23 protein-coding genes and 1 pseudogene are annotated in these 21,234 nt (G+C 49.2%); 6 read left to right on the top strand and 18 right to left on the bottom strand.

What is annotated here, in order from left to right; all coding sequences use genetic code 11:
• Positions 1-152: 152 nt before the first annotated feature.
• Together dcm and IPQ00_17550 are read left to right on the top strand one after the other, a co-directional pair.
• On the top strand, positions 153-1,022 hold the full coding sequence (gene dcm, locus IPQ00_17555; protein ID MBL0242374.1) for a DNA (cytosine-5-)-methyltransferase: 870 nt from the start codon (positions 153-155) through the stop codon (positions 1,020-1,022).
• Positions 1,023-1,087: 65 nt separating this feature from the next.
• The gene (locus tag IPQ00_17550; protein ID MBL0242373.1) at positions 1,088-1,564 is read left to right on the top strand and encodes a DNA cytosine methyltransferase; all 477 of its coding nucleotides are present in this window, start codon (positions 1,088-1,090) and stop codon (positions 1,562-1,564) included.
• 188 nt (positions 1,565-1,752) lie between these two features.
• Here the strand turns inward: IPQ00_17550 and IPQ00_17545 are convergent, their stop codons facing one another.
• The 7 genes and pseudogenes from IPQ00_17545 to IPQ00_17515 form a co-directional block, all read right to left on the bottom strand.
• On the bottom strand, positions 1,753-2,517 hold the full coding sequence (locus tag IPQ00_17545; protein MBL0242372.1) for a hypothetical protein: 765 nt from the start codon (positions 2,515-2,517) through the stop codon (positions 1,753-1,755).
• A pseudogene (locus tag IPQ00_17540) lies at positions 2,517-2,727 on the bottom strand (helix-turn-helix transcriptional regulator). Before IPQ00_17540 ends, IPQ00_17545 begins: the two are co-directional and overlap by 1 nt.
• Before the next feature lie 203 nt (positions 2,728-2,930).
• The gene (locus IPQ00_17535; protein MBL0242371.1) at positions 2,931-3,680 is read right to left on the bottom strand and encodes a sigma-54 factor interaction domain-containing protein; all 750 of its coding nucleotides are present in this window, start codon (positions 3,678-3,680) and stop codon (positions 2,931-2,933) included.
• Positions 3,681-3,854: 174 nt separating this feature from the next.
• A complete protein-coding gene (locus IPQ00_17530) occupies positions 3,855-4,574 on the bottom strand; it encodes a hypothetical protein (protein MBL0242370.1) in 720 nt (239 codons plus the stop codon).
• On the bottom strand, positions 4,498-7,218 hold the full coding sequence (locus IPQ00_17525) for a strawberry notch family protein (protein MBL0242369.1): 2,721 nt from the start codon (positions 7,216-7,218) through the stop codon (positions 4,498-4,500). The genes IPQ00_17530 and IPQ00_17525 overlap by 77 nt, the downstream gene beginning before the upstream one ends.
• Before the next feature lie 15 nt (positions 7,219-7,233).
• Positions 7,234-8,205, bottom strand: coding sequence for an SAM-dependent DNA methyltransferase (locus tag IPQ00_17520; protein MBL0242368.1), 972 nt, complete (start codon positions 8,203-8,205; stop codon positions 7,234-7,236).
• Between the two features lie 27 nt (positions 8,206-8,232).
• On the bottom strand, positions 8,233-8,949 hold the full coding sequence (locus IPQ00_17515; GenBank protein MBL0242367.1) for a hypothetical protein: 717 nt from the start codon (positions 8,947-8,949) through the stop codon (positions 8,233-8,235).
• Between the two features lie 530 nt (positions 8,950-9,479).
• Between IPQ00_17515 and IPQ00_17510 the strand changes: the two genes are divergently transcribed.
• The 4 genes from IPQ00_17510 to IPQ00_17495 all read left to right on the top strand — a co-directional run bounded on the left by IPQ00_17510 (position 9,480) and on the right by IPQ00_17495 (position 11,857).
• Positions 9,480-10,055, top strand: coding sequence for a type IV toxin-antitoxin system AbiEi family antitoxin domain-containing protein (locus IPQ00_17510; GenBank protein MBL0242366.1), 576 nt, complete (start codon positions 9,480-9,482; stop codon positions 10,053-10,055).
• Positions 10,052-10,279 (top strand): hypothetical protein, encoded by a 228-nt coding sequence (locus tag IPQ00_17505; protein MBL0242365.1) that lies wholly within the window; start codon positions 10,052-10,054, stop codon positions 10,277-10,279. Before IPQ00_17510 ends, IPQ00_17505 begins: the two co-directional genes overlap by 4 nt.
• Before the next feature lie 69 nt (positions 10,280-10,348).
• Positions 10,349-11,470 carry an ankyrin repeat domain-containing protein gene (locus IPQ00_17500; protein MBL0242364.1) on the top strand — a complete coding sequence of 374 codons (1,122 nt, stop codon included), beginning with the start codon at positions 10,349-10,351 and terminating at the stop codon, positions 11,468-11,470.
• Between the two features lie 9 nt (positions 11,471-11,479).
• On the top strand, positions 11,480-11,857 hold the full coding sequence (locus tag IPQ00_17495) for a VOC family protein (GenBank protein ID MBL0242363.1): 378 nt from the start codon (positions 11,480-11,482) through the stop codon (positions 11,855-11,857).
• Here the strand turns inward: IPQ00_17495 and IPQ00_17490 are convergent.
• The 11 genes from IPQ00_17490 to IPQ00_17440 form a co-directional block, all read right to left on the bottom strand.
• Positions 11,827-12,321 (bottom strand): hypothetical protein, encoded by a 495-nt coding sequence (locus tag IPQ00_17490; protein ID MBL0242362.1) that lies wholly within the window; start codon positions 12,319-12,321, stop codon positions 11,827-11,829. The two genes, IPQ00_17495 and IPQ00_17490, sit on opposite strands and share 31 nt — an antisense overlap.
• A 4-nt stretch (positions 12,322-12,325) precedes the next feature.
• On the bottom strand, positions 12,326-12,937 hold the full coding sequence (locus IPQ00_17485) for a cation transporter (GenBank protein MBL0242361.1): 612 nt from the start codon (positions 12,935-12,937) through the stop codon (positions 12,326-12,328).
• A 15-nt stretch (positions 12,938-12,952) separates the two neighbouring features.
• Complete coding sequence (locus tag IPQ00_17480) at positions 12,953-13,378, bottom strand: heavy metal-responsive transcriptional regulator (protein ID MBL0242360.1); 426 nt, start codon at positions 13,376-13,378, stop codon at positions 12,953-12,955.
• Positions 13,379-13,471: 93 nt separating this feature from the next.
• Positions 13,472-15,556, bottom strand: a complete 2,085-nt coding sequence (locus IPQ00_17475; protein ID MBL0242359.1) for a hypothetical protein — start codon at positions 15,554-15,556, stop codon at positions 13,472-13,474.
• 378 nt (positions 15,557-15,934) lie between these two features.
• Positions 15,935-16,543, bottom strand: coding sequence for a hypothetical protein (locus IPQ00_17470; GenBank protein MBL0242358.1), 609 nt, complete (start codon positions 16,541-16,543; stop codon positions 15,935-15,937).
• Positions 16,544-16,671: 128 nt separating this feature from the next.
• Positions 16,672-17,667, bottom strand: coding sequence for a hypothetical protein (locus IPQ00_17465; protein ID MBL0242357.1), 996 nt, complete (start codon positions 17,665-17,667; stop codon positions 16,672-16,674).
• Entirely contained in the window at positions 17,591-17,971 is a 381-nt protein-coding gene (locus IPQ00_17460; GenBank protein ID MBL0242356.1) for a hypothetical protein, read from the bottom strand. The genes IPQ00_17465 and IPQ00_17460 overlap by 77 nt, the downstream gene beginning before the upstream one ends.
• Positions 17,972-18,281: 310 nt before the next feature.
• Positions 18,282-18,725: a hypothetical protein gene (locus IPQ00_17455; GenBank protein MBL0242355.1), complete on the bottom strand. Its 444-nt coding sequence runs from the start codon at positions 18,723-18,725 to the stop codon at positions 18,282-18,284.
• Positions 18,726-18,950: 225 nt separating this feature from the next.
• A complete protein-coding gene (locus IPQ00_17450) occupies positions 18,951-19,232 on the bottom strand; it encodes a hypothetical protein (protein MBL0242354.1) in 282 nt (93 codons plus the stop codon).
• Positions 19,233-19,683: 451 nt separating this feature from the next.
• Entirely contained in the window at positions 19,684-19,863 is a 180-nt protein-coding gene (locus IPQ00_17445; protein MBL0242353.1) for a hypothetical protein, read from the bottom strand.
• The gene (locus IPQ00_17440) at positions 19,838-20,059 is read right to left on the bottom strand and encodes a hypothetical protein (protein ID MBL0242352.1); all 222 of its coding nucleotides are present in this window, start codon (positions 20,057-20,059) and stop codon (positions 19,838-19,840) included. The genes IPQ00_17445 and IPQ00_17440 overlap by 26 nt, the downstream gene beginning before the upstream one ends.
• Positions 20,060-21,234: the final 1,175 nt, after the last annotated feature.

Below are 21,234 nucleotides of genomic sequence, written 5' to 3'. Positions count from 1 at the left end.
TCCGAAGTTAGGTTTAGTTGATTACTTGAGAACAAGAGAATTTTCAACTTTTTCGATTTCACTGTCAAGCAATACGGACTCCATATCTTGCAGAAAATCGTGATAATAATACATAATCGAAACGACATCATTTCAGTTTTTGCATTATCCTTATGAACCTTACTGGCGTAGCTCTCAGACAGAAGCGAGAAGAAATAGGACTTTCACAAGCCCGATTGTCGGAATTAAGTAATATTCCTCAGCACATACTATCTTCTTTTGAACTTGAGAAATCGACTATTAATCAACACTCACTTAGCACGCTTGTAAATCTTTTAGAGGAAATTTCCTCGGCTAAAATTAAGGTTAGTAGGAAAAAAAGATACCAAACTCATTCATTCAACGGGTTTGTTAGAGATGCTGATCGAACCGAACTTGCTACAATAACTCCCGAAAATCGCAACTACGTTTCCCTGATTAACAGCCTTGAAAGAAACCGAAGTACGCTGCCTAAAAGCGGAAAAGTCATTTCGCTCTTTTCCGGCTGTGGCGGCTTTAGTTTAGGTTTTTCTTGGGCGGGGTTTGAGGTTATGGGTTTTCTGGAACTCGAAGAAGCTTATAGGGCGATATATCGTGAGAACTTTCCGACGGTCTATGAACTTGGGGATGATATTCGGAAATTAGAAATGGAGGACATTCAAGTTTGGAAAGCGGGACTTGGCGATGTTGATGTAATCATTGGTGGACCGCCGTGTCAAGGTTTTAGCCTTTCTGGTAAAAGGAATGCTACCGACCAACGAAACAGTCTCTTTCGCCATTACCTGCGTGTGGTTCGCGAACTAAATCCTAAAGTCGCGATAATGGAGAATGTTCGTCTCTTAACCTCGATGAAAGGGCCGGATGGTAAACTCGTTTTAGATCACATTTACGAAGATTTCCAGGAATCTGGCTATCAGGTCAAACACTTTGAAATTAACGCAAAAGACTATGGAGTTCCACAACACCGCGAAAGAGTGATTTTGTGGCAACGAGAAATGACCTAAATATTCAACCGAGTATTCCATGAGGCCTACACACGGCGTATCGACAAGCCTTTTTTTCTGAGTCATTGCCATATCGAAGCTTTGGCGATGCCTGTTCCGACCTCGACTTCATTGAGTCTGGTGGAATTTCACAGTCGGATCCTTTTCATGTAGCGGTTAATCATCCCGATCACGTCATAGAATGGTTGTGGAATGTCCCGCAAGGTAAAAGCGCACACGACAACGAAGATGAGACGCTTCGTCCGCCGTCAGGCTACAATACAACATACAAAAGACAGATTTGGGATGAACCAGCATCGACGGTTCAGACTACTTTTGGAATGATTTCTGGGTGTAGAAATGTGCATCCATTTGCGACCCGTTCATTAACAATTCGGGAAGCGGCAAGAATTCAGTCGTTTCCCGATACATACAAATTTATTGGTACTCTTGGCGATATCCGAAGCACCATCGGCAACGCAGTACCGCCGCTTCTTTCTTATTCCATCGCAACGCATGTCAAAAAGGAAATCCTAAATCTCGTAAAAGTAGCCAGCCTTTAGATTGAACTGAAGTTGGGTCGGGTGTTGAGATTGACCACCTCGTTGCATTTGAACGATTCCAAATCTAGGGGCTTCGTGGCTAACGCCAACGGGATCACGGTAGCTCCCTTTCTTTACAGAATAGGGCTTAAGTACAAACCCTGCATAGTTCCTTGAGAGTTCGACAAGTTCGTCGATAGAGTAAAGAGCTAGTTCGGTGGTTTCCCAAGATTCAGCCAGCCTCGTCTTGTGTAGAACAAAGTCGGGAGCGAAAGGATCGTTAAGATAAGCTTTTGTAATAACAAGCGAGTGATAGCATCCTGTCCGTCAGCGAAGATTGCTTCCCATTCCTGTTTTCCATCATCTGCAATCTCTTCCCAGAAAAAACGTCGTGGATCAGTCTGGCGACCAGCGATAAGTTCTGGAGTGTCTAAGGGGCGAAAACCAGCATCTCCACAGAACTGACGCAAGGCATTTTCAGCGTCGTTCGAAACAGCGATACCGTTACTTCTAAGAAGCAAACAAAAACTGCGCGCCGTTGTGAAAAACAACTGAGCGTTCGTCGGGTTTTTGTTGCTACATTGCTTTGTTGAAATGCCAGCGGTAATTAGATCACCCGTCGTAGTGGTTATTGTCAGAATAAGGTCACTCTTGCATTTGGAAACTTTAACACCATTTACCTCAAGCCATTTTTTACCGTCTTCGGAAGTTGCAAGTGCTCCGGTCGAAAGAGCGACAACATTCGTTATAGTTGTGAGCCCGAGCCGGGTGCAAACATAATCAAGAAGTAGCAATTCAGGTCGCCCCTTGATTACATGCGAGTTGTCGCCGATCCCCGTCGTGGCTGTATAAGGCTTTTCAAGAGAATTGATTCGAAGTGTAATCTCGTCTTCGAACGCGTGTCCTGCCTTGCGTCCTATTGTTCCTGCTTGAATTTGAAGCGCGTGTTGCTCGTCTATTGGTGTCAGTGCCATTATAGTTTCTCGATTAGCTGTGAAAGAGTGGTTTCAAGGCCTTCCGCAAGACGATGAAGATTTGTAAAAGATGGATTTCGCTTTCCGCGTTCCAAAAGGCTGATGTATGTGCGGTCAAAAGCATTTCTCGGCTAGCTTTTCTTGAGACAAACCAAGCTGTTCTCGATGAAAACGAATCCGTTCACCGAGAGTGGTGAGTAAGTTATTCATATGATTTAGTTTGAAGCGTGCAGACAATTTGTCCACGGACAAATCGTCACAACGGTCCGATGGAAGTTTTGAGGATTAAAAGAAGAAGGCCACGTTGATAACGTGACCTAGTGGAACTATTTGCGGGCATCGCACCCACACTTCACTCAACGCAAAACTGGACGACAAGATTATTTCATCAGTTCGCCTTTTTATTCGTATTCTCAAACCCAAAACGCAATCGCCGGTTCGTCAATGGTTTCGACTGCAAGGCGGGTTGCGAAATTTCTAATCTCTCGATAGTTCCCCTTCCATTCGAGTTCCTGGATCGCTACAAGAACTTCTTTTTCGATTTGCAGAGGCTCCTCAATCCCTATAGTGCCTCTATCGGTCTCTAGCTGGTCGAGGAATGTCTCGACAATTCTTTCCTTTTGATAACGAAGCGGCAAGGTTTCAAGCTGTAGGATATTCAGACGGTCGAAGAGATCGGCCCTAAATGTCCCGTTCTTGACCATTGATCGGAGATCTCTTGAAGTCGCAGCAACAACCCGCACATCAATTTCGCGTTCCATCGTTCCGCCAACCCGACGAATGCGTCTTTCTTCGACCGCTTTCAGAAACTTCGCCTGAAGTCCAAGCGAGAGTTCTCCGATCTCGTCGAGGAAGAGTGTTCCGCCTTGTGCGGCTTCGAACAGACCCGCTTTCGCAGCGATTGCACCGGTGAAGGCACCTCGCTCGTATCCAAAAAGCTCTGACTCCAAAAGTTCAGACGTAAAACTGGCGCAGTTGACGCTTACAAAATCTCGTTTCGACCTGGGACTAAGATCGTGCATTTGGTGGGCAATGGTTGTCTTTCCAGTGCCTCTTTCCCCAGTAATGAGGACGTAATGCGGAACTCTGGCGAATAGGAGGATTTTTTCATCCAAGATCGACCTTCCCTTGAAAGCACTGTCATCAACATAATTATCGGCCATAAGGTAACTTCTCCCACGAACAACTTTCGGCTTGCAGAGCTGTTTCGGCTACAAATCCGGTCTTCCCGTGCGAGAAAAACCCGATTCACCCTTTCGATACTTAAGCCTGCATAACTAAAAACCCGCGATAAACGCGGTGGTTACCTTTTATATGCCCTTTTTTTCTGATTTTTTTTACATCGCGAATGTTTCGTTCAATAGCGGAATACCGTTCTGATCTACAAACACTTTCGCGGAGCCGCCGAGACTGGTCACGGATTCGAGAGCTGGTTCGATAAGCCATTCTGGTAGGATTACAGGTTCCTGTTTTGTGAGTTCCTCGGTTGCGGCCTGTAATTCCGGAAGAAACGATATGCTTGTCGATTCCGGCGGATAAAGAAACAAGACTTTTTCAAGAGCGAGCCCTGGTGATTCCTGTGGAAGAAAGAATCTCTGGCGCCCGTGCTGTACGATATTGACGAGTCCCATTCCACGTAGTTCTCTGATCTGCTCGAAAGTGGAAGGACAAATTTCTGTGAGCAGTTGACCCTGAAACCGCGATGACCGCACGGTGACATCGTCGATCAAATTGACGCTGTTCTTTTCAAAATCGACTACTCGCATTACTTCATTCGCCGTTGTTGGAATACTTGATCGAAGGCCAAAGTGCTGACGGATATCTCTGAGCCATTCTTCCGATATCTTCACGCCAACGAGCCTCGTACCGTCATCAGTGGTGGTTCGAACGATATTCAGCGCATCGTGGCTGAGTGTCTTAAGATATTTCCATATGGGAAGCAATGCACCGCTGAGAATATGGACGGTCCTGTTCTCAAATTCAGGTATCTTGGTCTCCTCTTTGATCCACCAGTCTTCCGCCTTGGTTTTCGGAACGATCCGATACCGCTGATTCAACTCGCTCTCGCGTAAATAGGCTACGTTGCGGCCGGAAGGCTTTGTTATCGAGAACATCTGATACCGTTCCCCTGTTTCCGGGATCAGTATGGGATAAAGTTCTTCTGACCGATATAAACGATCCGTCTCGCCGGTCCTGATAGAACTGGTGTATCTCGCTGGCCGCCATGTCAAGATATCTTGCCGGCGTCGTCGCGACTTTAAGTTCCAATTTGTAATAAACCGTCTTTGCTCCGGTCAGGGGATCTGAATTAAGAACCTGGGGCGATCCCGAGATGGCGACTGACATCGCTTTCAGGTCTTCCATTCCGTCATCGAGTTTTCCTTTCTGCTTTAGATATTCAATGGTTTCGAGGAATGTTGAATAGAAGTAGTCGAATAGCGCATTTTGCCGGTCCACCTCAAGCGAAAGCAGCCTGTTTAGGAATCGAGGAATATTTGTCTTTTCGCTGTCGGGGATCTGCTCGTCACCATCGACCGTCTTAACAAGACCCATATCTCTCAGCGCCTGTTTCGGATCTTCGAGCCCCTCGATCTCCCGGCCTTTCATGATGCCAGTGAGTACAACACTTAATGCCGAACGCCCTTCTCTGGATTCAAGATTATATTTATCAAGGTTGCCGGCCTTTTCGGCACGCCGGTCGCCCTTTGTAAGGGCTCCCATATTGCCAAGCCTTCGGGCGATAGTTGAGGAGAACCTTTTCTCACCGCCGAGTTCCGTGAAGACAAGCAGATAGACTGGCGGTGCCACTTGACCTGTCCGATGTGTGCGCCCGAAGTCCTGGATCTGTTTATCGGCTGACCATTTTAGCTCCGCAGCGATATGAAGACGTCTCTGCTGATTCCCAACGGATTTGCCTGCATGAAGACTGTCTCCGGTCGATGCCACTTCGGACATGACCGCGATCCGTTTATCACCATTCTGAAAGGCATTCTTTTCATGGAGGTTGATAAGCTTTGAAGGGACACCAGCAAGTTGGCGCGGCCGATACTCCAGTGTGCCTTTCGCCGTCCGGATCAGGCGTTTCTTCCGTCCGGTCATCTCTGCAATATTCTCTACCCCGAAATAGTTAACGAGTTGATCAAGCGGATGCTCGGGAACTTCCAGAATTGACAGCTTATCCAAAAGCTCCGACCTCAGTTGCAAAGCTGCTCGACTCTCGACCTGATTACCATTTGCGTCAATGAGAGGGATGTATTCGATCGTTCCGCTGTATTGATTGGTTCTTTCCTGAAAACACGCGGTTGGGAAACAATTTGCGACGAGTCGAGTAAGAGTTTCTCTCGGACTAAAATCGAGACTGTCAATCGCTTCTTCCTGATCTGCTGCCCTTTCGATCTGCTTTTTGGTCTGGCTCTCGCCCGTGCCCGTTATCGACACCACAATTGACTCTTTTCTGCTGAGTGCATCTTCGATCTCGCGGATCAGCGTCGGAACCTTAAATGCTGTGATCAGATTGCGAAAGCAGCGTTGATGCTCTGCCCAGAACTGATTGAGAGCACTGCTTCGGGTGGCCTTGCCGGAGTTAGTTAGATCCAAGGCTCGATGGATATTCCGAAAGACTTCCTGCCAGCCCTGGGCCATGTTGTCGTACATCCTTCGCTGAGCAGGCGTGAGTTTATGAATCACCTCACGAAACTCAACCGACAGGCCCGACTCCGGATCGGTTCCCATACTCAGGTTGCCGCACAGGTATCGTCCCATCGCTTTAAGGTCACGACACACCATCTCCAGAGCACCGACACCTCCGGATTCGATCTCTTCAGCGAACTGCTCGAATCCTATCGGAAAGTTAGTTCCTGCTCCCCACAAACCAAGCCGTGACATATAAGCGAGATGTCGCACCTCACCTGCCGATGTCGCGGAAGAGTAGACCACTCTCACATCCGGAAACCTTTCTGGATTCTGGATCTCAAGTACGGCGGCTCCTGTCTGTGTAGATTTGCCGCGGTCGTCGGCAAAAGCGTACTTAGCCTTATGCCCTTCATCGAAGATCACGACTCCGTTTGCTCCAAGCCAACGGGTTATCTGATCGAGCCGTTTATTGCCCTTTTTCGATCTGGCTATTAGCGATCGATATGTGCAGAAAACAATTCCGTCCTGAATGTCTATCTCCTGATCGGTTGGAAAGTCATTGATCAGCTTGATCGGCGGCGTCAGCCCAAGTCTTTTAAACTCATCGGAGACAGCTTCGATCAGATCGGCCTTTACTGAAAACCAAACGGCTCGCCGCCGTCCCTGGAACCAGTTGTCCAGAATGATCCCCGCAAGCGTCGCCGTCTTGCCGGTTCCGGTTCCGTCGCCGATGCTGATGCCCGCTCGCGAACCGTCCGCAAGACGCTGCTCATGTGCCTGTCCCGCATAAATGATCCTCTCCAATTGCATTGCCGAGAGCTTTCCGGTCTCTGACAGGTACTTTGGAAGTCGCGGCCGGTAACGAAGCGGTGGCGGTTCAACATTGGCGAGGCCCGGAGGTTCAACAATCACTCCCGGATGTGGCGAGCCGCCGGTAATAAATCGCGGGGAATAAATGTTTATGTCTAGATCAGGTTGGGAATGATGCGCTACGGTTGGGGTCGTATTGCTCGAAGTAAGTACAGCCGCAGGAAGTCCTTCCGAACTTCGTTCTTGAATGGAATACATTGCTTTTTCTATTGGTCAAAAACGGAGATTTAACGATATGGCTTGTTCGAAGGCATCCTCGACCGAGTGAGCAACAATATGCGGAGCCGCTTCAAGTTGTAAACTTAGCGGCGTATCGATCGCAGGCGACTTGGTGCCGAGAATTAGCGTCGTCTTGACGCTCGTTCCGTTGGAGTAGAACTCCCGCCCAGGCAGTTCGATGGAAGCTCTTACCTGTATTTCAGGGGAAAGATATTCCCAGAACCGATTTCCATTGCGGGATCTCGGAGAACCGCTCTCACCAAGTATCACCGCGAATCGCCCGCCTTTCTTTAGCCTTCGTAATGCTGATTCGATATGACGAAACCCGAACTCGAGACTGTTATTTTTCACACGGCCGCCAGTCGAAGAGAACGGCGGATTAGCGAGAACTATGTCAGGGAGTAAATCCTCAGGCAGAAGATCGTCGATGAACTCTGCATCGAAAGAATATGGCTGGAACCCCAACGCCAAAGCCGAGCCTCTCCTCCTAGGGTCGATCTCGTTAGCTATCACTTTGGCTCCAGCAGCAAACGCCCATACCGCAAGACAACCCGTACCACAGGAAGGTTCGAGAACTGTTTCACTGAGCCGAACGTGTAAGAGATAGGTGGCTAGAAATGCAATAGTAACCGGCGTCGAGAACTGTTGATAGGCGATCTGCGTTTCACTTCGCCAGGTCTGCGTCGGAAGCCTTTTTTGTAAAGGTCTTAAGACAGTCGAAACTCCTTCGACTGGATTCGTTGATGCCAGTAGATCATGTCCGTACTTTTTCAGAATGAGTAGATTCAACGAAGTTTCAGCTATCTCGTGATAGATATGAGCATCGACTTTGTCATCAAACCCACCACATCCATTGCAGATCTGAATAAGTTCTTTGTTGGAGACCGTTCGGTCGCTGTCGATAATCCCTGCGACTTGTTCGATGAGATCGCTTAATGTGGTACGGGAAACGGTTGGCTCGCTCACGACGCGAACTGTCAGCCGCTAATTTTCTTATGGCAAGATTCTGGCCAGTTGATGGCTAGCCTCGTCTAAGCATTCAGGAGTCAGCAATCCAAGCCAATCGGAAACTTCCAGATATTTTAGAGAGGCTCCGGCGATCAGAGCGTCGTCAATACCTTTGAAACGGCTATCCCACGCGAGAATTTTTGTAGGTTTGTCGCAGGACAAGAACTGCTGTTCCCGAATCCGAAGAGCGAGTAGTGAAGCCAATGCTCTCGCTACATGTGGATTTGTGAAGCAATCTGCGTCGAATGCGATTTCCAGAATCTTTTGCCGCGCGACTTTAACAATTTCCTGATGCGATGTTGCGACTCCGCCACTCGCGACGACGTATCGATCCGGCAGGAAGTGTTGGGCGGTCACGGCTTTCAGTACACCTTCGGTAACAAGCACCGTCTTAGTCGTCTTTCCTCTGAAACCTATAGAGCCTTCGTGATGAAGCGGTGTGCCAGAACTACATCCTTCACGCTTTCCGATCGACGACAGCCATTGATACTTTCCGGGCGTATTCTTAGCCTTTCCGATAGCTTTGAGCTGGCAAGCCTGAATCAATCCAGTCGAATCTAAGAATGGAATCAGAAGAAGATCGGCGTCATAGTCGAAATCACTACCCAGTCGTGGTCTTCGGTTCAGTCCTCGCCAAAATCCGGGAATACCTTTGAAAGGCGGAATAGTACCTTCTTCTTTTACCAGTAACTCAATAAGCAATCGGACTAGACGATGTCTTTCGATAACTAATTTTGGGAAGTATTCCGCAGCGTCCGAATTCCTGCCCTTGTCTAAACAGCCATTCGTTACCGTAAATTATTTGCCGTTTGCCGGCAGTGGCGAAAGCTTAATGAGTCTCTGATAGATCCTATCCCTGATTTCGATGGAGGCTACAGAAGTTGATTTTGAGCGTGAAAGTTTCTTTTTTGGCTGAGACTGGACCGGCTCTGGATGGGTTTCGAATGTCGTTATAAAAGATGCCCCAACCTTTGCTACTGAGTCTATCGGCATTTGTCGCGGAACGGGCACAGAATGCGATGTTGTGATCTTTGGTTGTGCTGCACCAGTCCGGTTTTCCGCAAATTCGGCACGGAGATCTTCTCGATACTCGTTGGTATCCGGTTGCCATACTTTTCCGCTTCTTTCCTACCGCTTCTTTGTTATTGTGTGATGGCATCTTCTTGAATTCCCAATGTGGTGCATAGCGACATTATTCATTGACAAATGTCACTTTTCACCGCATCCTTTAAATGATGGACAAGCGACGGCAGCCACAAATCAAAAAACTCGGGGTCTTTACACTGGCTCAAGGTAAGTCCGTGGGAATTAGTCAGCAAGACATATCCCGGCTTGTCGCTGCAAAGGACCTCGTTCGTATCGGTCGTGGGATCTACCTCCATCCCAAGGCGTCGCTGGATAAAGATGTAGGATTCCAAATCGCGTATTCAAAGTTTGGGCCGGGTTCAGCAATTGGGGGCCTTTCAGCTCTATCTCATTACAACCTTGCCGAACAAGTGCCGGGAGAAATATGGGTAATGGTTCCTCCGGAGAAAAGAACCCGAGAAACCGGTTATAAACTGATTCGAACAAAAACGAGGCTCGACAAACAGATCGTGGATGAAAAGGGCTATCGAATCGTCACAGTCGAACGGGCGGTCCTGGAGGCTCTCAAATTCATCACAAAGATAGGTGAACGAACAGCAATAAAGGCCGCCCGCGAGGCCCTTGCAACAAGAAAGACAACCGAAGCCAAACTTGCAAAAGCCGCAAAAGAGCTTGAACTTGAATCGGTACTGACCAAACATCTGGAGGTCATCGTGCCATGACCACCAAAGCAAAAGGCACTTCAGTGCGGCAAAGGCTCATAAACCTGAGTGTTGAGATCGGTGTGCCGTTTCAGAATCTGGAAACGGCGTTCATTCTCGAACGGCTTGTTGCACGGCTGACCGCTGACGCAGAGCTTCAAAAACATCTTGTCTTCCGGGGGCGGATTCGTTTGGCCTTAAAGTCTATAACTCTGCACGATACACGGGAGATGTCGATGCCTTGATTGTAAAGTCAGATGTCGAATCGATCCTGAAATGCGCCAAACGAAGTGCCGAGACGGATTTGAACGACTGTGTTTGGTTTCGTTTCGAAGATCAGGTTGATCTCGGGACACAAGACGAATACGGCGGCGTGCGACGTTTCGAACATTCGCGAATTGTCTTATAATCTAGACAAAGTGATGGAAAAAGATATAAGAATGCTCGTTCAAGAACGAGATTACGAAGGCATCAGGCGTCTGCTTTCGCGAGAGCCGAGTTTAGCGAATGCCGGTGTCACGCTTGGTCCGCCATGTTCGACGAAGGCTCATCCTTTGCATCGAATCTGTGATGCTGTCTTTGCAAAATTGATTTCGGACGATGAAGCCGTCAAGGTCGCGAAAATACTTCTCGAACACGGAGCAAGGATCGACGGCGACTCGTCAACGGAAAATGCGGATACGCCGTTAATGGCGGCTGCCAGCCTTCATGCTGAGAATCTTGGCATTTTTTACATTCAAAACGGTGCGAGGATCGATCTGTCTGATAAAAGAGACGGGGCGACTGCTTTGCATTGGGCTGCATATTGCGGGCGAGACATGTTAGTTGACGAATTGATCCGTACTGGAGTGGACGTTAACCAACTTGATAAGACCTACAAATGCACGCCGCTTGTTTGGGCACTTCAACCTTTGATGAAAAATGAAAAGAATAATATTCATCACCAAAGAACGTGCGTAAGGCTTCTATTGGAAGCCGGAACCGACATCTCTACGCTCGATGACAAGACGAAAACATTTCTGGATGATCTCGGTACGGAAGAACTGGAACCCCAAGATTTTGAATTCGAAGCCAAAAATAAACTCCCAACAATAAATGAGCTTGTAGTTTATGTTCCGACCGAAGATTTTACTATCTCAAAGACTTTCTACGCCGCTCTTGGCTTCGAACTAACAGAAGGCTGGGGCGGAACGATGGATTGTCGTCTTGGCGGGGCAGTTTTTCGTCTGCAGAATTACTACGTCAAAGACTGGGCGGAGAATTTTATGATGAAGTTCTTTGTCGATGATGTTCACGCGTGGCATGAACACGCAAAGAAAGTAATCGACGATGGCGATTACTCAAACGCCCGTTACGACGAACCGGAAATGATCGGCGATACAAAGATTTGCCACGTCTGGGATCCATGCGGAGTTTTGTTGATCTTTATTCAGTGAGTATCATTTATGGAAAACACTCGATTAAGCGAACTACTCGTTCCTTCTCTCCTCGTCCGGGATATCGGGGAAACATTGGCATATTATCGCAAACTCGGCTTCGAGGTAACAGGCTGTGACGGAGCGGAGACGAGCTCGACGTGGGCTGAGGTTTCGCGTGGACAGATCACCTTTCAGTTTTATTCCGAACCTCCGCACGGAACACCTGCGGCTCCAATTTGCAGCGGTACGTTCTATGTTTTCACAAACGGAGTAGACGCTCTCGCTTTAGAATTTCGTGATAAGGTTAATTTCGCCTGGGGGCCCGAAACGATGGACTACGGCATGAAAGAATTTGCAGTTCAAGACCCAAACGGCTATTTGATCGCTTTTTCAGAACCCGCGTGAAAATAAAATTCCTCAACTAGTCGCACTGTTCGATTAATTTCACCAAGACAGCATGAGCCTGAAGGATTGCGAATCTCACAAGCACAGAGCTTTTCTTTGATGAATTGAGTGACTTGAGCCGGAATAGTTGTTTCGCCTTTCAATACTATTTCCCGCCGCACATTTCCCTCGGTGAATCCGAAACAATAACAAAGCGGTCGGTTATCACCATTCATTTTGGTCGTAACCAACTCGCGAACATCGTCCGTGGTAAAGACATTTCCGTCCACAGAATAATAAACAACATCGCAGTCAACCGATCCGCAAAATCTATATTCCGCATCGCCGACTGACGACAGCTTTTCGCTTATCACTTGGTGAACGACTGTTTGCTTGGCAACAATTCGGCCAGGCTCGCCGCATATTTGACACGCCGTCAGCAGCGATTCGTCCGCCTTTACAGCACCGTTGCTACAACAATCCATATTTTTATATCAACTCGTAACCTGTTGCCAAAATTGCTTGTTTGATCGTCTCGACTGTTACCTGTGCCGTATCGTAAACAACCGTTACGTTGTGATTTTTGTAGTTCGCATCTGCCGATATGACACCCTTTAGCTTGCGAAGCGGAACTTCGATGTGCGTTTCACATGCATCGCACGTCATACCCCGAATTTGCAGAACAACAGTTTTCTTCGTTGCCGATTCTTCTGGAACAACAATCGGAGCAGATTCCACCGCTGGAGTGGTTGGACTTGTTATGGCCGCTGAGATGTATCCCAAGTATGACGGCGAGAAAGCAAACGCGACGATAACGATAGCTCCGATCCAAAGAAATATCTTGCTGATACGACTGACTGGCTTAGTTGCGCAAGCCTCGCCCTCGGCGCATTCTTCGCGTCGAAAATAGACCCGATAAAAGCCATAACCCAAGGCCGCGAATGCCACACCGATCATCGGATAGCGCACTGATTCAAAGATCGCCGCTGTGCCAAATGCACCGAATCCGAATATCACTGCTATCAACGGCAACACGCAACACAGGCTTGATACAAAAGCCGCAAACATTGCACCACCGACGAAAACATTAGATTTTTCCATACAAAAACACCTCGCTTACTTCCTCGATATTTCAATTGTCGTGAGAACCGGACACGATGCCGCTTTTCCGTGTGCGTCCAATTCGTTTTCACACGCAACAAGATGTCGATTTAGAAAGCCCTTAAAACTCTTCATCTGCCGCATTCTACCTTCGAGTTGAGTTAACTTAACTTGGATAAGGTCACGCACGCTTTTACATTGGTTCTCACCGCCATCAGAAACAAAAAGCTGCCTAATCTCGTCAAGCGTAAATCCCATTTCTTGCGCCTGTTTGATAAACCTGATGCGATCAGCCGTCTGGACAGAAAACACCCGATAACCGCTATTCGTCCGTGCCGCCGTCGGAAGCAATTTCAACTTCTCGTAATAGCGAACCGTATCTACGCTGACGCCAGCCAGCCCAGCAATCTCTCCGATCTGTAACGCTCCATTCTCAGCCACAATTCAATCTTACACCCTCGACCCAACACCAGTGTCAAGCGAGAAACTTCAAAGTCTACTGGAGATTTTCGAACTTGCTCTATTCTCGAAGCACTAATACTTTGGCTTCATTTCTTCTAGGCGCCGATCCATGTCCCTAAAGAACCCAGTCACGACGGATGACACCATTCTGAGTCTGGCAGCTTCCATCGCTGCGGTCTGATTTATCGACGCAGCCTCAGTGCGGCCTTCAAAGTTAAGTTGATTTGATACTTTCTCCATGTCGGCCGAGCGGCGAATTCCTGAGAGTTGGATTCCGGCTCCTTGTCTAGTGCTAGAAGAGGCGATCGAACTTCCAGTATTGAAAGCCTGCTTGCTTTGCGAGGCTTGAGTTTCGAGTGCTTGGTTGATCTCACCCTGATAAACATTGCTTGCCTCTACCTTCGTGTCCGCGACGATGCCGGTGTTGTTGTTTTGAAGTGCGATGTTACTTCGCGTGGTAGAGTCCATCTGCTTGTTCACTTCTTGAATTGGATGCTTATTTCTCGACCAGTCGAAGAGTTCTTGGCCCGTGCGAATCGGAACAGAAGTTCCGGCGATCGAGGAACCACCAGGTGTGAATTCGTAGGTTTTCATTCCAAACCGCTCAAGATTGCCTTGACCCCGCAGTTCGACTTCCTTCATTCCGTCGATGGTTCGAGCTTCTTTAGTTCCCTGGGCTTCGGCCAGTGTTCCTGCGATCTCACGCTTAGTTGCCGCTGCGCTGCTGCTCAGACCATAGTTCTTGCTCGCCTCGGCAAGCAATGTCTGTGTCACCTGATTTGCCCGGATCTGTCCCAAACTAGTGGTAAGACCGCCTTCGACTCCGGCGACGGACGAGACCAAACGAGCGTCGGTTGATTGATTAGCTGCCTCGAGGGATTTTCGTGCGGCGGTCTGCTCCGCATTGTAGATGCCCTGAATTTGGGTGTTTTCGGCCTGTCGATTGATAGCGGCTCCCGCAACTAATCCGTATGTTTCAAGAGCGGTTCCCATACTCGAAAGCATCCAGCCCATCGAGATCTGTGAAACGCCTTCGTAAACTTGCCCGCGAAGAACCCGGTAACTAAGCCACGGTACAAGAATGAAGCAGAGACTTGAAACAAAAAATAGAGATGTAACGATGAGTGCACTTGAAGCCGGATCATAAGCACCGTTGGTTATGATTTTGGCGGTTACTGGATCGAGCGAGAACGTGGCTTCGCCGTTGTAGATCGAAAGAGCAAGAACGCCGAATGCATAGCAAACATAGAGAGTCACTTCCTTCACCATCGGAAATGCCAGCGCGAATGTTGCAACGCCCCAACAGAATGGGTAGAACATCTGAGCCGCAAACTTCTCGTCAAAGCCGAAAGCTGCCAGCACAGGAGCCGCCAGTTTCAGGCCTATCAATATGAATAGCCCCGCGATCGCAAGAAACAATCCGCCGAACTTTATGATGTTCTGCCCGATCACCATAAAGGTAAACATTCGGGGCATATCCCATCCGAGTATGTTGAGTTCACCGGTTATGTCTTTCACAGACGATTCCTTATCCATGATGATGCCGACAAGCCCCGGTTCCCCGTTTGGTAGACGTTCAGCAAGCAGTTCGTTGGGATCTTCAACGGCAAAGTTTGCTTTCACATACTTCTTCATCTTGTCGTCAAACTCGGCTACCAGTGAGCGGTTGTAGGCGCGAATTGGCCGCGCAAAGAACTTGCCGGTTATCGTGAGGCCGTCGATGATGAACGGGCTCGCTCCGATCAATACCATGAAAATGATCGAACGGATCGCCCAGGCAACGAGTTGCTCGGGTCCTAGACCTCGGTTGTCATGGAACCTACGAATAAATGCGAGGATCAAAACAAAGCTCGCGATGATCCAGGCTAGAAACATAAGGATGGGCATCAGCGGTTTTATGATGGTATTGAGAACGGATTGAAATAGCCATTCCTGTCCAGTCCGCATGAGATTCTTGATCTGTTCGCTGAAACTCGGTGCAGGAGGTTTTGGCGGAACGACCGGGCCGGGAGAAGGACTCGCGACTGGGTTAGCTGGATATTTATTCTCGAACTGCCGAAGTATCGGCGCCGGACTCCCATCCAGCGGCGGCATAAAAGGAGAGTCCGAGTTGATCGTCATTATTAGGTCATTTGCCGTTACAGGTTGACCGTTCATCGTTCCTACTGGAGTCTGCCCTTCGACACGAGGAGGGCGCGGCCGGGTTTGCCCGGCCGCTTTCGAGGCGAGGAGGTATGGCGAGACGAAGTAGGCAAGAATGAATAGAGCTGTCGCTAAAGCGTGGCGAAAAGAGGTCACGTTTTTCATGGCTTTGATGTTTTAGTTCTTAGATCCTATATTCTGGCGATTATGGAAGAGGGCTTTCATAGACGTCGTCATTCCATACTTCATAGCGTTCGAGTTCGCGTAGAAAGTCATCCGAGGCTCGTGTGATCCCAGTCATCATCTCAGTGCTTCGGCGGATCTCTTTTCCGAAACTCGGTCATCTGCTCGATCTTGAGGCCGTAGGCGATAAATTTGGCCTGTATCTTCGCTTCAAGTTCGCAGTTGACCTTCGACGGTTGATATGCGGAGATTGATCGCCAACATTTGGTCTATCAGAGACTGAACGCCATCCCGATTTGCCGCTGGATTAGCTTCTATCGCTCGCGTTTCATCAGCGATCTTCTCGCGTTCTTCGTAAAGCTTGGCTAGATCGAGAAGCATGTTTTCTCGGTCAAAGAGCATCCGTTCGAGTTCCGAATCTAGCTTTGCGAGGCGTTCGAGATTCTTTAGGTGGGCGTCGGCGCTTCGCCCGATCGAATGCCGAAGAAAATCATCAAGGTCCCGCTTGTTTGCGTCCATATCGAAGATGCCGTTCTTAAGGCGTCTTGCAATATTGACGACTGAATGAATTTGGCTGGTGATGGTCGCCTCAATTCGTTTCTTAAGTTCGAAGGTCCCGCGAATGAGCCGTCCGATAGTCGCGTAGGTAGTTATCAGCTGCTTGTGCCGCATGACCTGCTCTTCAACCTTGCCGAGAATCCCTCTCAAATTAGTTACGCTTTCAATCATCTTTTCGTACTGCTTGACCGCTTGCTCATAGGTATCGATATAGTGGTTGATGGTCTCAAGCCACCGGGCCGCCTCTTCGACCCTTTTCAACTTGGAGAACGTATTGCGACGGATCGAATACCGTCCACTGTGCCTGGGCCGGGCGAACGTCGATCCCGATGAAGATCGAAGAAAGGATTACCCGAGAACGATTTGTCTTATTGTTTCGTTATTTCCGATCATGCTGATACCTCCAAACCGTTCAATTCATTCAGGTCAAAAGAAGATATTTCCGTGAGTCCGACTGCGGTCAATCCGCTCGGGTACTTTGAGGCCAGCCAGGACACGACGATCTCAGGCGGCAGGTCGGGCCGAATATTCTCGACAAGTCTTCGCGCATTCGCTTCGTTCGTGTCATTCGTATTCGCCCAAAGCATTGCCGGCGACAGCCGGATTTCGGCCATCTGGACGATCTTGTCCGCTCCGCTGCCGATGACAAAAACCCACTGGGTGTATCTTCCGTATTGGTTTCTGATCGCACGGATCGCTGCAACCGTCTCAGGAGCCAGCTCGCAGTCAGCGGCCAGTCGGTCAAAACCTCCGATCTGTTTGCCGATCATCTTTACGCCGGAGTTCTTTACAAGGTCAATTCCGATCTCATTCGGCCGCTCTGTCGTTCCCGTAAAATGCTCGTAAGCCTGCGAGAATAGGACGGTAACAAGACCTTCTTTACGGCCGGTCACTGATGCCTCGGCAATGAGTTCCTGAATCGCCGGAAAGTGCTTGTTGATCTCGCGCATTTCGTCGCAAAGGAACAGAATCGGTGTCTTTTGCTTCCGCTCGTCTTCCTCGCCTATCTCCTGCATTATCTGGGCGCTGATCCGAAAGCCGACGCTCTCGCGGATCTTCTCGTCAAGGCCACTGATGCCCGAAAGTTCAAACACATCGAACATCGATGGCACGTCATAGTCGGGATGGGTCGGCGAGTTAAGCCACGGGTCTTTTCGGTGAACATTAAGTTTCAAGTAAAGCTCGCTCGCCTGGCCCTGCTGTGCAGGCTCCCAGTGATAGGTCTTAAGAACATCCAGAAAATGTCCGAGAGTTGGCTGAAACTTCGGTCTGCCGTCTCCGTTTCGAGCCAGCGACATCTTATAGACCTCATCGATAACAGTGGAGGCAATAGCACTTGTGATCGCGTCTGTCTTTGCTGTCTTGCTTAGAATGAGGATGTCCATCAACACCATTGAAAGCTGGCGCTTTGGTAGGACGGTTACCTTCCTCGATTCCCGGATAGTTCCAGATGTTGATCGGTTTGGGATCGGCTTCGTTAAACTCGATGTGACGGCCGCCAAAAAGTTTACAGATAGGCTTGAACGAATGCCGGTAGTCCATCACGCGGACCTTTACGTTTCCGCGGTGAGCCCGGATGTCCGTGATCAGCATCGCCGCAAGAAATGATTTGCCTTCACCGGACGCCGCGGTGACGATGACTGTTGGAGATTTGATCAGTCCCCGATCGTAGAGATCAAGACCAAACATCTGGCCGTTCGGAGTTATAAAGATGCCGTGTGCGGCCGCCCGCTTCCACGCCAGCTAGTTTCGGTTGGGACAAATGAGATTACCGAGTCGGCCGTTTCCGTAAGTTCCTGACCTGTTGGCTTCGAGGAAAGTTCACCAGTAAGCATTCGCGGATAAATAGCTCGCTGCCGCACCGCATCTTCTCTAATTGCGTCCGCGCCGATCTTCTTGCGAATGGCTGAGACTACGGCATCACATCGGTCGTCGAGAATCTCAAGCTGCCGATGCGTTTCCTTTAGCCCTTTTGAGCGGCCCGCAAAGACAATAACGTTTAGTCTGAGATTGCAGATCTCTTCATTGTCCCTTCTGACCTGTTCGAGCAGGCCCTCAAGGTCTGACTTGATAACAACCGCGTCCTTTTGAGATTACGGAACCTAAGCCAGGTGTTGCGGCTGCCGTCGATACGATCGATTCGCTTCTGGAGGTCTTTTTTTGCAGCCTGTTTTTCAGTTGTCATCAAATCAACGACGATCTCGTGCGGAAAACCTAAGGCCTTCGTCGCAGTCACGTACCGCATGATATCGGCCGTTACAAAGCCATTTGGAAGGGTCTTGAGACTGACTAAACTTGCAGGCGTACCATTGTGACGGATGTACTGCTCGCGTTTTGTCTCAATTTGTACTGCAAAGATAGCGCCGCAGATCGACGCAATCTGAGCTTGCCAGATCGGGGAAAGGACCGTGCTCCCGGCGATGGCTGATAAAGAGTGATTCAAATATCTCTGTTCGGTTCATCTCCTGAAGATGCAAGCTGCGCGGAAAATTGGCTTCGAATGATTGAAATACTCGTGAAGCTTTTAGTTTGCAGGCGGCTTCACTTTGCACCTCTCTGCACCATCAATTCACTTTCGCGATTTCTTATCCTTTTGAGGGGAAAGCGAATAGTCGTGCAAACCCGTGATCCCTTACGTCCTTTGAAATAGAAGGCAAGAGCAAAGACATCATTCCCTTTTCCCCTGGATCACGTACGGAACCCGTATCCAGACCGTTGCGGTTTGTCGCACAACTTCGCCGGATCTGATCGCTTCCTCGTGAAGCGCAAGATTGGGGCCTGGAAGCACACCGGCGACCGGATCGGATGATGCGGTGTCTCTGGATGAGAGATGTGACCGAAGCACCTCACCCGTGTCGAGCGAATTTAGGAACCGAAACTGAATGATCGTGTTCTCCGGCTTCTCGAATTTCAGTATCGTTTTTAGCTCGTCGATCCGTTGTTCAGTCACGTAACCGTCGATGTAAAGACTGTTCGACGGTTCGAAAATATAGGCCTTCCATAGCTGCCATCTCGGTAACGGATAGTGTTCCTGTCCAGGCCCGCGATCTCGGTAGGTAATATCCGACCTGCTTCTGCATTCTCGATGAGTTGAGTTCGTGACCCGCGGTCCAATGGAGTACGGCTCGATAGCGATCTCACTGCCGGGATGAAACGAAATCCGGCTACCAATCCAAGACCGACGGAAAGAAGTCCTCCGAAAAGAGATTGCGATTTGTGCGAATGTTAGGTTTGCTGTGTCCATGCTTATTTCCTGTTCGATGTCTTCCAACTTGTCGGTTCGAGTTCGCCTTGGAGCGGCGGGCGATACTCAGTCCATCGGGCTATCTCGGCGTCAAGCTTCTGAGAAAGCCAGTAGGAAGGCTTACTCAAACGCAGATAGTTAAAGATTCCCAAAAGAATCAGAAAACTAGCAGTCCCAATGGGAATCCCAGCGGAACGTAGCCCACCCAAAGCCCGAAAACAAAAGGAACGATGTAGGCGATCGCAGTGGGGATCAGGATAAACTTCCAGTCGGTAGAATAGACCCCGAACCGCTTCAGACCACGGAAAACATTAGGTCGTGTTGCACGTCTTCTCATATGGCTTCCTCCTAGAAGTTCGTATCAACCCGACCGCACGTCCTTGTGCAAGCTGCCAGAACACCGCGACGATCGTTCCGAACGCAAACGACAGGAGCGAACCGAACGCCTGGTTGCCCCATTCCTTTCCGGTCATCTTGTTATAGATCGACCGAGCCACGCCGACCGCTCCTAGACAGAAGAGAATGATCGCCATGAGCTTAAGGGCTTCACGAATGATGTTGAGAGGTTACTTGCATCTCCGGTGAAGATCGGGCCTTGTGCAGAAGTCAGTTGCGTGAAAAGCAACATTAATCCGAGCGGCGCCAGTGCAGGTACATGGCTTTTGATAAGTGTCAGTAGTTTTTTTTCATAGTCGTCCTCGGTTTATAAGTTTTCGTTGACGAACCCGGAAAAAGGGCCAGATGCGTCAATACTTTCACCGCTCTGCAAGGTTCGTGCCGTTCGAGATCGGCACGCGGCCCATCGGCGGCACACATCGGCGGCGCATCGGTTAGCGAAGGACGAGTGATAAGTGAAAACAATGAATCACACACCCGATCAGCATTGTTATTCATACTTTTACTGGTTTCTTAGCTGCTAGAGCGCAGGAAAAACAACTGCTTTCGAACATCACCGGAAGAATGGACGTACTTTCACGTCCAGGTTATTCGAGGCGACGATAGTAAGGCCGCAAAAGCGAAGGCGTGACCCGCTCATCCTATGGACTATTGCTTCATAACGAACGCGGTTCCGGCCATGGCTGACCAGTCCAAAGAACGCCCGTGGGATTGGATGCAGTTCATGCCCGCGATTGTTGCCCGGTTTGGGTTTACGAACCCGTATGAGCGACCTCATCGCTATCAGCGGCAGCGAAGTATGTGGAGTATTTGGGACGCCTATTTGATTGGAGACTGGAGTCTGTTTTAGCTGCTTATAACGCCGGCGAAGGACCGTCTCTATGTATCTTTATGGACGAAATCTGTAGTCGAACGGACGAATAATCAACGCCCTCGCAACGGAGGACGGTCAACGTGTGTCCGCCGTACATGGAAACTCTGGGGCTAAGTGTTTCGCGCGGCGTGCAGGTGTATCGCCGGCTTAAGGCAGCAAGGCAGATTCGGCAGCACGCTTCCGACTCCATTTGCCGCTGAAAGATATCCCAGGAGACTGAAAGGGAGATCAAGGCAACGGAGATAGTTCAGGGAAAGCAAAGCAATTTTGGTTTTTACGATCCGCGAACCGGGTAGACGGAGCCTCAATCTCTAGGGAAACTTCAGACAAGGCTCAACAACTCCAGTTTCGGCCTCGTTATTGTCGGACAAAACATTCCAACAAATCTCAACTCGGCGAGCTCGCTCAACTTTGCCGGAGAAATTGTTTTATCAACCC

The sequence above is a fragment of the Chloracidobacterium sp. genome (assembly GCA_016720705.1).
Classification (GTDB): domain Bacteria; phylum Acidobacteriota; class Blastocatellia; order Pyrinomonadales; family Pyrinomonadaceae; genus OLB17.
Note: the sequence above shows the minus strand (reverse complement) of the source record. Positions and strands in the feature narration are given on the sequence as shown.

Excerpts from the sequence above, each read along its gene's own strand:
- IPQ00_17490 (MBL0242362.1), bottom strand. The coding sequence starts at position 12,321 with ATGGATTGTTGTAGCAACGGTGCTGTAAAGGCGGACGAATCGCTGCTG.
- IPQ00_17460 (MBL0242356.1), bottom strand. The coding sequence starts at position 17,971 with ATGTTTGGTCTTGATCTCTACGATCGGGGACTGATCAAATCTCCAACA.
- IPQ00_17510 (MBL0242366.1), top strand. The coding sequence starts at position 9,480 with ATGATGGACAAGCGACGGCAGCCACAAATCAAAAAACTCGGGGTCTTT.
- IPQ00_17475 (MBL0242359.1), bottom strand. The coding sequence starts at position 15,556 with ATGAACGGTCAACCTGTAACGGCAAATGACCTAATAATGACGATCAAC.
- IPQ00_17525 (MBL0242369.1), bottom strand. The coding sequence starts at position 7,218 with ATGTATTCCATTCAAGAACGAAGTTCGGAAGGACTTCCTGCGGCTGTA.
- IPQ00_17445 (MBL0242353.1), bottom strand. The coding sequence starts at position 19,863 with ATGAGAAGACGTGCAACACGACCTAATGTTTTCCGTGGTCTGAAGCGG.
- dcm (MBL0242374.1), top strand. The coding sequence starts at position 153 with ATGAACCTTACTGGCGTAGCTCTCAGACAGAAGCGAGAAGAAATAGGA.
- IPQ00_17505 (MBL0242365.1), top strand. The coding sequence starts at position 10,052 with ATGACCACCAAAGCAAAAGGCACTTCAGTGCGGCAAAGGCTCATAAAC.
- IPQ00_17485 (MBL0242361.1), bottom strand. The coding sequence starts at position 12,937 with ATGGAAAAATCTAATGTTTTCGTCGGTGGTGCAATGTTTGCGGCTTTT.
- IPQ00_17545 (MBL0242372.1), bottom strand. The coding sequence starts at position 2,517 with ATGGCACTGACACCAATAGACGAGCAACACGCGCTTCAAATTCAAGCA.
- IPQ00_17440 (MBL0242352.1), bottom strand. The coding sequence starts at position 20,059 with ATGGCGATCATTCTCTTCTGTCTAGGAGCGGTCGGCGTGGCTCGGTCG.
- IPQ00_17495 (MBL0242363.1), top strand. The coding sequence starts at position 11,480 with ATGGAAAACACTCGATTAAGCGAACTACTCGTTCCTTCTCTCCTCGTC.
- IPQ00_17465 (MBL0242357.1), bottom strand. The coding sequence starts at position 17,667 with ATGGACATCCTCATTCTAAGCAAGACAGCAAAGACAGACGCGATCACA.
- IPQ00_17535 (MBL0242371.1), bottom strand. The coding sequence starts at position 3,680 with ATGGCCGATAATTATGTTGATGACAGTGCTTTCAAGGGAAGGTCGATC.